Origin of the sequence: Enterobacter cloacae complex sp. 677-3DZ2D5B (assembly GCF_004136695.1) — a bacterium.
Lineage (GTDB): Bacteria > Pseudomonadota > Gammaproteobacteria > Enterobacterales > Enterobacteriaceae > Enterobacter > Enterobacter hormaechei_C.
In genome coordinates this window covers 307,773-321,705 of sequence record NZ_QFLS01000009.1, presented here as the reverse complement: position 1 = coordinate 321,705, position 13,933 = coordinate 307,773, and the positions used below count along the sequence as shown (strand labels likewise).

Annotated in this window: 15 protein-coding genes; 9 read left to right on the top strand and 6 right to left on the bottom strand. The window is 56.9% G+C overall.

The features are described from left to right. Positions 1-2 precede the first annotated feature (2 nt). Positions 3-1,142 carry a glycoside hydrolase family 105 protein gene (locus DD597_RS14930; RefSeq protein WP_127675476.1) on the top strand — a complete coding sequence of 380 codons (1,140 nt, stop codon included), beginning with the start codon at positions 3-5 and terminating at the stop codon, positions 1,140-1,142. A gap of 34 nt (positions 1,143-1,176) precedes the next feature. Here DD597_RS14930 and argS read toward each other — a convergent pair whose 3' ends face one another. Continuing rightward, on the bottom strand, positions 1,177-2,910 hold the full coding sequence (gene argS, locus DD597_RS14925) for an arginine--tRNA ligase (protein ID WP_032609527.1): 1,734 nt from the start codon (positions 2,908-2,910) through the stop codon (positions 1,177-1,179). A gap of 238 nt (positions 2,911-3,148) precedes the next feature. Here argS and DD597_RS14920 point away from each other — a divergent pair, with 238 nt between their 5' ends. Both DD597_RS14920 and cutC read left to right on the top strand, forming a co-directional pair. After that, entirely contained in the window at positions 3,149-3,709 is a 561-nt protein-coding gene (locus DD597_RS14920; RefSeq protein WP_045896070.1) for a VOC family protein, read from the top strand. Positions 3,710-3,787: 78 nt separating this feature from the next. Beyond that, positions 3,788-4,531 carry a copper homeostasis protein CutC gene (gene cutC, locus DD597_RS14915; protein WP_047653733.1) on the top strand — a complete coding sequence of 248 codons (744 nt, stop codon included), beginning with the start codon at positions 3,788-3,790 and terminating at the stop codon, positions 4,529-4,531. Between the two features lie 260 nt (positions 4,532-4,791). Here the strand turns inward: cutC and cmoB are convergent, their stop codons facing one another. From cmoB to DD597_RS14890, 5 genes are read right to left on the bottom strand one after another with little or no spacing between them, the layout of a single operon-like run. Then, the gene (gene cmoB / locus DD597_RS14910; protein ID WP_022651447.1) at positions 4,792-5,763 is read right to left on the bottom strand and encodes a tRNA 5-methoxyuridine(34)/uridine 5-oxyacetic acid(34) synthase CmoB; all 972 of its coding nucleotides are present in this window, start codon (positions 5,761-5,763) and stop codon (positions 4,792-4,794) included. Beyond that, the gene (cmoA, locus tag DD597_RS14905) at positions 5,760-6,503 is read right to left on the bottom strand and encodes a carboxy-S-adenosyl-L-methionine synthase CmoA (RefSeq protein ID WP_003859735.1); all 744 of its coding nucleotides are present in this window, start codon (positions 6,501-6,503) and stop codon (positions 5,760-5,762) included. The genes cmoB and cmoA overlap by 4 nt, the downstream gene beginning before the upstream one ends. A gap of 40 nt (positions 6,504-6,543) precedes the next feature. Further along, complete coding sequence (locus DD597_RS14900) at positions 6,544-6,939, bottom strand: MAPEG family protein (protein WP_003859737.1); 396 nt, start codon at positions 6,937-6,939, stop codon at positions 6,544-6,546. A 51-nt stretch (positions 6,940-6,990) separates the two neighbouring features. Next, the gene (locus DD597_RS14895) at positions 6,991-7,809 is read right to left on the bottom strand and encodes a DUF72 domain-containing protein (protein ID WP_003859739.1); all 819 of its coding nucleotides are present in this window, start codon (positions 7,807-7,809) and stop codon (positions 6,991-6,993) included. Beyond that, positions 7,806-8,372 (bottom strand): hydrolase, encoded by a 567-nt coding sequence (locus DD597_RS14890; RefSeq protein ID WP_017384353.1) that lies wholly within the window; start codon positions 8,370-8,372, stop codon positions 7,806-7,808. Before DD597_RS14890 ends, DD597_RS14895 begins: the two co-directional genes overlap by 4 nt. Positions 8,373-8,634: 262 nt before the next feature. On the opposite strand from DD597_RS14890, the gene aspS reads away from it, so the two are divergent. From aspS to ruvB, 6 genes are all read left to right on the top strand, one after another. Continuing rightward, positions 8,635-10,407 (top strand): aspartate--tRNA ligase, encoded by a 1,773-nt coding sequence (gene aspS / locus DD597_RS14885; protein WP_048210293.1) that lies wholly within the window; start codon positions 8,635-8,637, stop codon positions 10,405-10,407. Between the two features lies 1 nt (position 10,408). Next, entirely contained in the window at positions 10,409-10,852 is a 444-nt protein-coding gene (nudB, locus tag DD597_RS14880) for a dihydroneopterin triphosphate diphosphatase (RefSeq protein WP_003859745.1), read from the top strand. A 27-nt stretch (positions 10,853-10,879) separates the two neighbouring features. Further along, positions 10,880-11,620 (top strand): YebC/PmpR family DNA-binding transcriptional regulator, encoded by a 741-nt coding sequence (locus DD597_RS14875; RefSeq protein WP_003859747.1) that lies wholly within the window; start codon positions 10,880-10,882, stop codon positions 11,618-11,620. A gap of 34 nt (positions 11,621-11,654) precedes the next feature. After that, positions 11,655-12,176, top strand: coding sequence for a crossover junction endodeoxyribonuclease RuvC (gene ruvC / locus DD597_RS14870; RefSeq protein WP_003859749.1), 522 nt, complete (start codon positions 11,655-11,657; stop codon positions 12,174-12,176). 80 nt (positions 12,177-12,256) lie between these two features. After that, on the top strand, positions 12,257-12,871 hold the full coding sequence (gene ruvA, locus DD597_RS14865) for a Holliday junction branch migration protein RuvA (RefSeq protein ID WP_003859751.1): 615 nt from the start codon (positions 12,257-12,259) through the stop codon (positions 12,869-12,871). 8 nt (positions 12,872-12,879) lie between these two features. Next, a complete protein-coding gene (gene ruvB, locus DD597_RS14860; RefSeq protein ID WP_003859753.1) occupies positions 12,880-13,890 on the top strand; it encodes a Holliday junction branch migration DNA helicase RuvB in 1,011 nt (336 codons plus the stop codon). The last annotated feature ends 43 nt before the right edge of the window (positions 13,891-13,933 follow it).

Sequence of the window (13,933 nt, the reverse complement as noted above, 5' to 3'; positions counted from 1 at the left end):
TGATGAAAGTTTGGCCTGTCAAACATAGCCCGTTACTGCGTCAGCCTGAGCGCTTTATCGCCAGGGATGAGCTGAAATCGCTGATTCAAAAGGTGACGCATAACCTGGTCAATATCCACGACAAAACGGGTGAGTTTTTGCTGCGGCTGGACGACGGGCGCGTGATCGACACCAAAGGCTGGGCCGGATGGGAATGGACCCACGGCGTCGGTTTATACGGTATCTGGCAGTATTACTGCCAGACCGGTGACGAAGGCATGCGCGAGATTATCGACAGCTGGTTTACTGACCGTTTCGCTGAAGGCGCAACCACCAAAAACGTGAATACCATGTCGCCGTTCCTGACGCTGGCGTATCGCTACGAAGAGACCAAAAACCCGGCCTGGCTGCCGTGGCTGGAAAGCTGGGCGGAATGGGCGATGAATGAGATGCCGCGCACCGAACATGGTGGCATGCAGCACATCACCCTGGCGGAAGAGAACCATCAGCAAATGTGGGATGACACGCTGATGATGACGGTGCTGCCGCTGGCGAAAATCGGCAAGCTGCTGAACAAGCCGGAGTACGTCGAGGAGGCGATCTATCAGTTCCTGCTCCACGTACAGAACCTGATGGATCGGGAGACGGGGCTGTGGTTCCACGGCTGGAATTACGACGGCAATCACAACTTTGCCCGGGCCCGCTGGGCGCGCGGCAACAGCTGGCTGACCATCGTGATCCCGGATTTCCTCGAGCTGGTGGATCTGCCGGAAAACAACGCCGTTCGTCGCTATCTGGTGCAGGTACTGAACGCGCAGATCGCCGCACTGGCAAAATTTCAGGACGAGAGTGGCTTGTGGCATACGCTGCTGGACGATCCTGAATCTTATCTGGAGGCGTCGGCCACGGCAGGGTTTGCCTACGGCATTCTGAAAGCCGTGCGCAAGCGTTATGTCGGCGCAGAGTACGCAGAGGTGGCGGAGAAAGCGATTCGCGGTATCGTGAAAAACATCTCGCCGGAAGGGGAGCTGCTGCAAACCTCGTTCGGGACCGGGATGGGAAGCGATCTGGCGTTTTACCGCCAGATACCGCTCACGTCGATGCCGTACGGGCAGGCGATGGCGATACTGTGCCTGACGGAGTATTTGCGGAAGTATTTCTGATAATAAAAAACCCGGCGCTTGCCGGGTTTATTTTTTACATACGCTCTACGGTTTCGATACCCAGAGTATCCAGACCGAGCTTCAGGGTCTTCGCCGTCAGCTGCGCGAGCTTCAGGCGGCTGTGGCGCACCGCTTCGCTCTCGGCAGAGAGGATAGGGCAGTGTTCGTAGAAGCCAGAGAACAGACCGGCCAGATCGTACAGGTAAGCACACATAACGTGCGGCGTACCGTCACGCGCGACCACGGAGAGCGTCTCTTCGAACTGAAGCAGGCGGGCAGCCAGCTGTGCTTCACGGTCTTCGGTAATAGACACCGTAGCATTCGCCAGCACGCTTTCGTCGATATTGGCTTTACGGAAGACGGAGAGTACGCGGGTATAAGCGTACTGCATGTATGGCGCCGTGTTGCCTTCAAACGCCAGCATGTTGTCCCAGTCGAAGATATAGTCGGTGGTACGGTTCTTGGAGAGATCCGCGTATTTCACCGCGCCAATTCCCACCGCGTTAGCAAGTTTCTCCAGCTCGTCAGCAGGCATGTCCGGGTTCTTCTCGGCCACCAGGCGACGCGCGCGTTCCAGCGCTTCATCCAGCAGATCGGAAAGCTTCACGGTGCCGCCCGCACGGGTTTTGAACGGCTTACCGTCTTTACCCAGCATCATGCCGAACATGTGATGTTCCAGCGGCACGGAATCCGGCACATAACCCGCTTTACGCACGATAGTCCACGCCTGCATCAGATGCTGATGCTGACGGGAGTCGATGTAATACAGCACGCGGTCCGCATGCAGGGTTTCGTAACGGTATTTCGCACAGGCGATGTCGGTGGTGGTGTAAAGATAGCCGCCATCCTTTTTCTGGACGATCACGCCCATCGGTTCGCCTTCCTTGTTTTTATACTCATCAAGGAACACCACCGTTGCGCCTTCGCTTTCCACCGCCAGATTTTTAGCTTTCAGGTCCGCCACAATGCCTGGCAGCATCGGGTTATACAGGCTTTCACCCATCACGTCGTCACGGGTCAGGGTCACGTTCAGACGATTATAGGTAAGCTGGTTCTGGGACATGGTAATGTCCACCAGCTTGCGCCACATCTCGAGGAAGTACGGGTCGCCACCTTGAAGTTTCACCACGTAGCTGCGCGCGCGCTCGGCGAAGGCTTCGTCTTCGTCATAGTGCTTTTTGGCTTCACGGTAGAAACCTTCCAGGTCTGCCAGCGCCATTTCGCCTGCGTTTTCCTGCTGCTGTTTTTCCAGATACGCGATCAGCATGCCGAACTGCGTGCCCCAGTCGCCTACGTGGTTAGCGCGGATCACCTTGTGACCAAGGAACTCCAGGGTACGCACTGCCGCGTCACCGATGATGGTGGAGCGCAGGTGACCGACGTGCATCTCTTTCGCCACGTTTGGCGCGGAGTAGTCAACCACCACGGTCTGCGCTTCTGGCTGAGCCACGCCCAGACGGTCAGATTTCAGCGCCGCGTCAACGTGGCTTGCCAGGAATGCAGGCTCAAGGAAAATGTTGATAAAGCCTGGACCGGCGATTTCGGTTTTGCTGGCGATGCCGGTGAGATCCAGATGCGTCAGTACCTGCTCAGCGAGCTGTCGCGGCGGCATGCCCAGTTTTTTAGCCACTGCCATCACGCCATTAGCCTGATAGTCGCCAAACTGTACTTTCGCTGACTGACGAACCTGTGGTTCGCAATCCGCAGGCGCACCTGCGGCAATCAGTGCCTGACTGACTTTTTCTGAGAGAAGAGCCTGAATATTCACCTGGATACCTTACGTTTTTGATGCGGGTAAAAAACACCCACGCCAGTTTAAGAATTTAGGGCGGGAGTATACTGCAAATGCCTTCGGGCGTCAGCCCTGCGGGGGGCGAAGATCGCTCAGAATCCAGGCGAAGACGGTATGCATAATCATGCAGTCGAAAAAACCGTGATTCTGCGGTTGGTCGACAGGGGGCAACAGAGTAAATTAGCGGCTTTGCTACACGAAACGAGACTGACCTATGGCGAACTGGCACACCATTGACGAACTGCATGATATTTCCGCAGATTTACCGCGCTTCACCCAGGCGTTCACAGAACTTGCCACCCGTCTCGGGCTGGATATCGCGCCGCTTGAGGCCGATCACATCTCTTTGCGCTGCCACCAGAATGCCACCGCCGAACGCTGGCGGCGTGGCTTTGAACAGTGCGGAGAACTGCTGTCGGAGAATATCATTAACGGTCGCCCGATCTGCCTGTTCAAACTTCATGCGCCGGTAACGGTGGCGCACTGGCAATTCACCGTTGTGGAACTGCCCTGGCCAGGAGAGAAGCGTTATCCGCACGAAGGCTGGGAGCATATCGAAATTGTTCTGCCTGGGGAGCCCGAGACGCTGAACGCCCGTGCGCTGACGCTGCTTTCCGACGAGGGGTTAAGCCAGCCGGGTATTTTCGTCAAAACCAGCTCGCCAAAAGGGGAGCGCGAACGCTTACCGAACCCTACGCTTGCCGTAACGGACGGCAACGTGACGGTGAAATTCCATCCCTGGACTATCGAGCAGATCATCGCCAGCGAAGCGTAAGCATTGTGAGCGTCGATCCAGACACCAATCGGGCAACGTGCCACGATGGTACGTTGAGTGAAATTTAAGGAGGATGACATGGCGCTGCTGGAAATTTGTTGTTACAGCGTGGAGTGTGCCGTCACTGCGCAACGGCACGGGGCCGATCGCATCGAGCTTTGCGCGGCACCGAAAGAAGGAGGATTAACCCCGTCCTCTGGCGTGCTGAAATCAGCCCGTCAGGCCATCACTATTCCGGTGCACCCGATTATTCGCCCGCGCGGCGGTGATTTTTGTTATACGGCGGGTGAGTTCAGTGCCATGCTTGAGGATATCGCCCTCGTCCGTGATTTAGGTTTTCCGGGGCTGGTGATCGGTGTACTGGACGAAGACGGCAACATCGATCTTCCGCGTATGCGTCAGGTCATGCGCGCCGCCCGGGGGATGGCGGTCACTTTTCATCGTGCGTTCGATATGTGTCAGGATCCGATACAAGCCTTTGATACGCTGGCAGAACTGGGCGTGGCGCGCGTTCTGACGTCGGGCCAGCAGTCCTCGGCTGAAAAAGGACTGAAATTAATTACGGAACTAAAAGCACATTCCGGTGTTCCAATAATCATGGCGGGCGCAGGAGTACGCGCCAGCAATCTGGAACTGTTTTTAAACGCAGAGGTGGAAGAGCTGCACAGCTCAGCGGGTAAATGGATACCTTCACCCATGCGTTATCGCAATACAGGGTTGTCAATGTCGACGGATGCTGAAGCGGATGAGTACTCGCGCTACGGTGTGGATGGAGAGTCGGTTGCGGTAATGAAATCGTTGATTGAACGTCATCACGTGTAGCAACGTACCGATTTTTACCGCGCATCATGTCGCCCAATATGATGCTTGCTTGTACCAGGCCCCTGCAAATTACACAGGGGCCTTTTTTTCTCCTTCATATTTCAAGCCGCAGCCGCGTTGGTCGCCTCGCTCACCCCGGTCACTTACTGATGTAAGCTCCCGGGGATTCGCTGCGTTGCCGCCTTGCTGCAACTTGAACTATTTTGGAGAAAACGTGCGACGCGTAGGCCGGGTAAGGCGCAGCCGCCACCCGGCACAAACTACGGCTTCGTCGCAATCAATACCGCACGCATCGGGGCCGGATAGCCTTCGATGGTTTTACTGTGATCGTCCGGGTCGAGGAATTGCTCCAGCGATTCGGTGATCATCCAGTCGGTGCGACGCTGTTCTTCAATCGACGTCACGCACACATCGGCGATGCGTACATCGACAAACCCACATTTCTCCAGCCAGTTCTTCAGCGCCAGCGCGGAAGGGATGAAGTAAACGTTGCGCATCTGCGCATAGCGATCGCCCGGCACCAGAACGGCATGTTCATCGCCTTCGATAACCAACGTTTCGAGCACCAGTTCGCCGCCGCTGACCAGCTGATCTTTCAATTGCCAGAGATGCTCCAGCGGGGAACGACGGTGGTACAGCACGCCCATCGAGAAAACGGTATCAAAGGCTTTCAGGGCCGGGAGTTGCTCGATACCCAGCGGCAACAGGTGCGCACGCTGGTCGTTACCCAACAGCTTACGCACCGCTTCAAACTGGCACAGGAACAGCTGCATCGGATCGATACCGATGACCAGATGCGCGCCTGCGCCGATCATGCGCCACATGTGATAGCCGCTACCGCAGCCCACGTCCAGAATGGTGCGCCCGGTCAGGTCGGATAAATGCGGCAGAACGCGATCCCACTTCCAGTCGGAGCGCCACTCGGTGTTGATGTTTACGCCGTAAAGTGAAAACGGCCCTTTGCGCCACGGCATCAGGTTGCGCATCAGCGTTTCGATGCGGTTGATCTGCCCGGCCGGGAGCGGCTCTTCGCTCTCCGCCGTCACGCTGTGCAGTAAATCCAGACGATGAGGCGTCAGTTCAGGCAGAAACTCCACGGCGTTGGACCACTGCTTCAACAGACCATGCTGCTGATCGCGCTGCCAGGTGGCAATTTGCGCAGGCAGGGTTTCCAGCCAGTGGGAAAGATGGTTTTTGGCAATCAGCTGATAGAAATTACCGAACTCGATCATGCTGCGTCTCCGGCTTTCAGCGCCACCAGAGAACCAAAGTTAAAGCACTGGAACCACAGTTCGCTGTGTTCAAATCCGGCTTTGCGCAGGCGCGCTTTGTGGGTTTCTACGGAATCCGTCAGCATGACGTTTTCAAGCATGCTGCGCTTCTGGCTGATCTCCAGCTCGCTGTAGCCATTTGCACGCTTGAAATCATGGTGCATGTTGAACAGCAGTTCGCCCACGCTGGCATCTTCAAAGCTGAATTTCTCAGATAACACCAGCGCGCCGCCCGGGTTCAGGCCTTGATAAATTTTATCCAGCAACCGCTGACGATCGTCCGGCACCAGGAACTGAAGGGTAAAGTTCAGGACCACCATCGAGGCGTTCTGGATGTCGATATCGCGGATATCGCCTTCTACCACCTCCACAGGCGTAGGGGCTTTATACGCGTCAATGTGGCGACGGCAGCGTTCGACCATGGCCGGTGAGTTATCGACAGCCACAATCTTGCAGCCTTCGTGATGAACGTTACGACGAATGGACAGCGTTGCCGCTCCCAGCGAACAGCCCAGGTCATAGACCTGCGTGCCGGGTTGAACAAAACGCTCCGCCAGCATGCCGATCATGGAGATAATATTGGAATAACCGGGAACAGAGCGCTGGATCATATCCGGGAAGACTTCGGCTACCCGTTCATCAAAGGTCCAGTCGCCCAGGCTGGCGATAGGCGCGGAAAAAAGCGTGTCGCGATCTGACATAACGTAAAAATCCGGGAAAAATAAAGGGGCATATTGTGCGCTAATGGAAGGAGAAAACCAACTCCCACGGCATATACCAAAGGTTAGCCAGCACCATCAGCAAAAGCGAGCACCAGGTCGCGCTCATGCCGGAACGACGCCAGCGGATCAGGCGATGGTGAAAACCATAATAATGCATCAAACGCCCTGCTATCAGCAGCAGCCCGCAGACGTGCACCATCCAGGTTTCAGCGCCATCCATCTCCATTAACAGCAGTAAAATTAACGCGACGGGAATGTACTCGACCGCGTTGCCGTGGATCCGGATTGCGCTTTGCAGCTCAGAAAAGCCCCCGTCACCGTACGAGACGCGGTACTGCATTCTCAGGCGCACAACATCAAATGAAAACTTAATCAGCAGTAATGCACCTAACACCGCATACAGCGCGCTGACCATACTAACTCCCTGTTTTTGGCAGATGGCACGTCTCTATGATAGGGGGTGATTTCAGAAAAGAGAAGATTGTTGTGGGATGGACGGCGCGGGGCCAACCGACGGAACCGCCTGCTGCAAGGCCTGCCAGAGAGCATCGACCAGTTCAGGCGCCTGTGCGATATCCGGCGTATGTAAAAAAAGGTACGGCGTGGTGGTGTGCTCCCATTTCGCCAGCGTTTGCAGCCAGACGGCGAACATCTCCTCATTTTGCTGCATGTTATCGCTGCCGATAAACCGGACCATCGGGTTCTGCGCCGTTACGATCGCATGGACGGGCACTTTCGGTTTTTTGCGCTGGGCATCAACAACGGCTTCGCTGTGCGGGATTGCGCTGTGCACGGGGCGGCTGTCGAGGATCACGCGGTTGACCGATCGTTCATGCAGGCCGCGATTGAGCGCTTTCTCCGCGTCGCCTTTGGCAAAGAATTCCGGATGCCTCACTTCTACGCCGTAGGTGAAATCAAGTGGCAGGGCCTCGAGAAACTGCCAGAGGGCGGGCAGGTCGCGTGGGCCAAACGTGGCGGGAAGCTGGAGCCAGTACTGGCCAATACGGTTGGCCAGAGGCGACATCCGGGTGAAAAACTCGTGGGTTAAATCATCGCAGTTGCGCAGCGCGGCGTTGTGGGAGATGGTCGCCGGGAATTTAAAGCAAAAGCGGAAGTCGTCGGTGGTTTGCTCGCGCCAGCGTTCGACGATCTCCGCGCGGGGCAGAGCGTACAGCGTGGTATTGCCCTCCACGCAGTTAAAGTGTCGGGCATACTCTTCAAGGCTGGTAATACCCAGGCGCACCCATTTCGGGTGCGACCACTGGGGCAGGCCCACGTACATCATAGCGCGCTGAGGATCTCATCCGTGCTGCGCACGCGACCGATACGCGGGAAGATATGGGTCATGCTGCCCTGGTGCTGATCCGCAGAGGCTGCGCTGCACGCATCTTCCGCGATCACCAGGTTAAAGCCCAGCTCCCAGGCGTTACGGGCGGTGGATTCCACACCAATGTTGGTGGAGATCCCGCACAGAATAATCGTGTCGATCCCGCGACGGCGCAGCTGGAGCTCCAGGTCGGTGCCGTAGAATGCGCCCCACTGGCGTTTGGTGACTTCTATATCGCTGTCGCGTTTACCGAGCGAGACAGGATATGTCCACCAGTTGTCCGGCAGCGCCTGCGCCGGGGCCTGAGCATCAACCGGCTGTTTTAACGCTTCGGCGAAATCAGCGGACCAGCCGACGCGCACCATAACAACAGGCGAGCCGCTGGCGCGGCATTTTTCTGCCAGGCGCGCAGCGCGGCTGACCACATCGTCAGCGGTGTGCGGACCACCGGCAAAAGGCAGAATGCCTTCCTGTAAATCAATGACCACAAGGGCGGTTTTGGTGGCATCAAGTGTAAACATCGTCGCTCCCGTCAAATGATTGCTTTTCTACACCTTACGACGTGATGGCCTGTTATCGGTCGGATAATTTTGTTAATTTTTGTGAGAATAGGCAATAAGAGTTCAGCAAACGCGCGTCAGGCCGTGCTTCGCTCTTATCGTGCGGCAGAATTTCCAGTATAATAGCCGCCTTTTTTCATCCAGTTGTGACATACAGAAAGCTGCGACATCGTAGCCTGCGAGACAGGCGACAATCAGCCTGCGGCTAATTAAGGGATATCTCATGCGTACAGAATATTGCGGGCAGCTGCGTCAGTCCCACGTCGGGCAGCAGGTCACCCTGTGTGGTTGGGTCAATCGTCGTCGCGATCTTGGTAGCCTTATCTTTATTGATATGCGTGACCGCGAAGGTATCGTTCAGGTGTTCTTCGATCCGGATCGCGCTGATGCGTTGAAGCTGGCTTCTGAGCTGCGCAATGAGTTCTGCATTCAGGTGACGGGCACCGTGCGTGCGCGTGACGAGAAAAACGTCAACGCCGACATGGCGACCGGCGCTATCGAAGTGCTGGCGTCCGATCTGACGATCATCAACCGCGCGGAAGCGTTGCCGCTGGACTCCAACCACGTCAACACCGAAGAAGCGCGTCTGAAATACCGCTACCTGGATCTGCGTCGTCCGGAAATGGCTCAGCGCCTGAAAACCCGTGCGAAAATCACCAGCCTGGTGCGCCGTTTTATGGATGACCACGGTTTCCTTGATATCGAAACCCCGATGCTGACCAAAGCCACGCCGGAAGGCGCGCGCGATTACCTGGTGCCATCCCGCGTCCATAAAGGCAAATTCTATGCGCTGCCGCAGTCTCCACAGCTGTTCAAACAGCTGCTGATGATGTCTGGCTTCGATCGCTACTATCAGATCGTGAAATGCTTCCGCGACGAAGACCTGCGCGCTGACCGTCAGCCAGAATTTACCCAGATCGATGTGGAAACCTCCTTCATGACCGCTGAGCAGGTGCGTGAAGTGATGGAAGCCCTGGTGCGTAGCCTGTGGAATGACGTGAAAGGCGTTGAGCTGGGCGATTTTCCAATCATGACCTTCGCGGAAGCCGAGCGTCGCTACGGCTCCGACAAACCAGACCTGCGTAACCCGATGGAGCTGGTGGACGTGGCAGACCTGGTGAAAGCCGTTGAGTTCGCGGTCTTTGCTGGCCCGGCTAACGATCCGAAAGGCCGCGTGGCGGCACTGCGCGTGCCGGGCGGTGCTGCCCTGAGCCGTAAGCAGATTGACGACTACGGCAACTTCATCAAGATCTACGGCGCGAAAGGTCTGGCCTATATTAAAGTAACCGAGCGTGCAAAAGGTCTGGAAGGCATCACCAGCCCGGTGGCGAAATTCCTGAATGCGGACATCGTGGAAGCGATCCTTGAGCGCACCGGCGCGCAGGACGGCGACATGATCTTCTTCGGCGCAGACAACAAGAAAGTGGTTGCGGATGCGATGGGCGCACTGCGTCTGAAGCTCGGCAAAGACCTGAACCTGACCGACGAAAGTAAATGGGCGCCGCTGTGGGTGATCGACTTCCCGATGTTTGAAGACGACGGTGAAGGCGGCCTGACCGCGATGCACCACCCGTTCACCTCGCCAAAAGACATGACGGCGGCAGAACTGAAGGCAGCACCGGAAGACGCGGTGGCAAACGCCTACGATATGGTCATCAACGGCTACGAAGTGGGCGGCGGTTCCGTGCGTATTCACAGCGGCGAAATGCAGCAGACCGTGTTTGGCATTCTCGGCATTAACGAACAGGAGCAGCGCGAGAAGTTTGGCTTCCTGCTGGACGCCCTGAAGTACGGTACCCCTCCGCACGCGGGTCTGGCCTTCGGTCTTGACCGTCTGACCATGCTGCTGACCGGCACCGATAACATCCGTGATGTGATCGCCTTCCCGAAAACCACTGCCGCCGCGTGTCTGATGACCGAAGCGCCAAGCTTTGCCAACCCGGCCGCACTGGCTGAGCTGGGCATTGAGGTGGTGAAGAAGGAAGAGAAAAACTGATATGGCATATAAGCGTCCCGTTTCGGTTCTGGTGGTCATTTATGCAGAAGACACGAAGCGGGTGCTGATGTTGCAGCGGCGCGACGATCCGGATTTCTGGCAGTCGGTTACCGGCAGCCTGGAAGAGGGGGAGACCGCACCGCAGGCCGCCGCGCGTGAAGTAAAGGAAGAGGTCGCCATTGATGTTGCTTACGAGCAACTGACCCTGAAGGACTGTCAGCGCACGGTGGAGTTTGAAATTTTTAGCCATTTACGTCATCGCTATGCACCGGGAATTGAGCGCAATACGGAATCATGGTTCTGCCTTGCGCTTCCCCATGAGCGGGAGATCGTGTTCACGGAACACCTGACCTACCGCTGGGTGGATGCGGCGGATGCCGCCGCACTGACCAAGTCGTGGAGCAACCGGCAGGCGATTGAAGAATTTGTAATTAACGCTGCCTGAGAAGGCGCGATTTTTGGAGAACTTTTTATGGCAGGTCATAGTAAGTGGGCCAACACCAAACACCGCAAAGCGGCACAGGATGCCAAACGCGGTAAAATCTTTACCAAAATCATTCGTGAGCTGGTGACAGCGGCGCGTCTGGGCGGCGGCGATCCGGCCTCTAACCCACGTCTGCGCGCAGCGGTGGATAAAGCCCTGTCCAACAACATGACGCGTGACACCCTGAACCGTGCAATCGCACGTGGCGTGGGCGGTGATGAAGACGCGAACATGGAAACCATCATTTATGAAGGTTACGGTCCTGGCGGTACGGCGGTGATGGTTGAGTGTCTGTCCGACAACCGTAACCGTACCGTTGCGGAAGTGCGCCACGCGTTCACCAAAACCGGCGGCAACCTGGGCACTGACGGTTCTGTAGCGTACCTGTTCAGCAAAAAAGGCGTCATCTCCTTCGAGAAAGGCGACGAAGATGCGATCATGGAAGCGGCGCTGGAAGCCGGTGCGGAAGACGTGGTGACCTACGACGACGGCGCTATTGATGTTTACACCGCATGGGAAGAGATGGGTGCCGTGCGCGATGCGCTGGAAGCGGCTGGCCTGAAGGCGGATAACGCTGAAGTCTCCATGATCCCGTCTACCAAAGCGGACATGGATGCGGAAACCGCACCGAAACTGCTGCGTCTGATCGACATGCTCGAAGACTGCGACGACGTACAGGAAGTGTACCACAACGGTGAAATCTCTGATGAGGTTGCAGCGACTCTCTGATGAGAGCGTGTAGATCCGTTACAGGAGACGCGTGATGTCGATTATTCTCGGGATTGACCCAGGCTCACGCGTCACCGGGTATGGCGTTATCCGTCAGGTGGGACGCCAGTTAACCTACCTCGGCAGTGGGTGTATTCGCACCAAAGTGGACGATCTGCCGTCGCGCCTGAAGCTCATCTATGCGGGCGTGTCGGAGATCATCACCCAGTTTCAGCCGGACTATTTCGCCATCGAGCAGGTCTTTATGGCGAAAAATGCTGACTCGGCGTTAAAGCTCGGTCAGGCGCGCGGCGTGGCGATTGTTGCCGCCGTGAACCAGGATCTGCCGGTGTTCGAGTATGCGGCCCGTCAGGTTAAGCAGACGGTGGTGGGCATTGGTAGCGCGGAGAAAAGCCAGGTGCAGCACATGGTGCGTACCCTGCTGAAGCTCCCTGCGAACCCGCAGGCCGACGCCGCGGATGCGCTGGCCATTGCGATTACCCACTGTCACGTCAGCCAGAATGCGATGCAAATGAGCGAGTCGCGGCTCAATCTGGCGCGAGGCAGGTTACGATAATGACAAATCAGGCTGGATGTTTATCCAGCCTTTTTTTATTATGTCGGCAGATAATTTCTTCCAGAACGCAGGAGCGTCACGTGATAGGCAGACTCAGAGGCATCATCATTGAAAAACAACCCCCGTTAGTGCTGCTGGAAGTGGGTGGCGTGGGCTATGAAGTCCATATGCCGATGACCTGCTTCTACGAGCTTCCGGAGGCGGGCAAAGAGGCGGTTGTCTTTACCCAGTTTGTGGTGCGTGAAGACGCTCAGCTGCTGTACGGATTCAATAACAAACAGGAACGCACCCTGTTCCGCGAATTGATCAAAACCAACGGCGTCGGGCCGAAGCTGGCGCTTGCGATTCTGTCCGGTATGTCAGCGCCACAGTTTGTGAACGCCGTTGAGCGTGAAGATCCGGCTGCGTTAATTAAACTTCCGGGCATTGGGAAGAAAACTGCCGAGCGTTTAATTGTCGAGATGAAGGACCGCTTTAAAGGTCTGCATGGCGATCTGTTCACGCCGGCAGCCGATCTGGTGCTGACTTCCCCGGGCGCGCCTGCATCGGATGATGATGCCGAGCAGGAAGCGGTTGCCGCGCTGGTGGCGCTGGGCTATAAACCTCAGGAGGCCAGCCGGATGGTGAGCAAAATTGCTAAACCGGATGCCAGCAGTGAAACCCTGATTCGTGAAGCGCTGCGCGCTGCATTGTGAGGTAAAGGATGATTGAAGCAGACCGCCTGGTATCGGCAGGCACCATTCAGCCAGATGACGTGGTGGATCGCGCGATCCGTCCCAAACTGCTGGATGAGTATATCGGCCAGCCGCAGGTTCGTTCTCAGATGGAGATTTTCATCCAGGCGGCAAAGCTGCGCGGCGATGCGCTCGATCACCTGCTGATTTTTGGTCCGCCGGGGTTAGGTAAAACCACCCTGGCGAATATCGTCGCCAACGAAATGGGCGTTAACCTGCGTACCACTTCCGGCCCGGTACTGGAGAAAGCAGGGGACCTGGCGGCGATGCTGACCAACCTCGAACCGCATGACGTGCTGTTTATCGACGAGATCCATCGCCTGTCGCCGGTGGTGGAGGAAGTGCTCTATCCGGCAATGGAGGATTACCAGCTGGATATCATGATCGGTGAAGGTCCGGCCGCGCGCTCGATCAAAATCGATCTGCCACCGTTTACCCTGATTGGCGCCACGACCCGCGCCGGCTCGCTGACCTCTCCACTGCGTGACCGTTTTGGTATCGTGCAGCGTCTGGAGTTTTATCAGGTGCCCGACCTTCAGCATATTGTGGGGCGCAGCGCGCGCTACATGGGGCTGGATATGAGCGAAGAGGGGGCGTTTGAAGTGGCGAAGCGCTCCCGCGGTACGCCGCGTATCGCCAACCGCCTGCTGCGCCGGGTGCGTGACTTTGCCGAGGTGAAGCACGACGGCACTATATCGGCCGAGATCGCCGCCCAGGCGCTGGATATGCTGAACGTCGATGCTGAAGGTTTTGACTATATGGACCGTAAGCTGCTGCTGGCGGTGCTGGATAAGTTCTTTGGCGGGCCAGTAGGGCTGGATAACCTGGCGGCGGCAATTGGCGAAGAGCGTGAGACTATCGAAGATGTGCTGGAACCGTATCTGATCCAGCAAGGCTTCTTGCAGCGTACCCCGCGCGGTCGTATGGCGACGGTGCGGGCGTGGAATCATTTCGGCATTACGCCGCCCGCGATGCCGTAAGTAGCGATAAATTCTAGCCCCGGTAAGCGAAGCGCCACCGGGG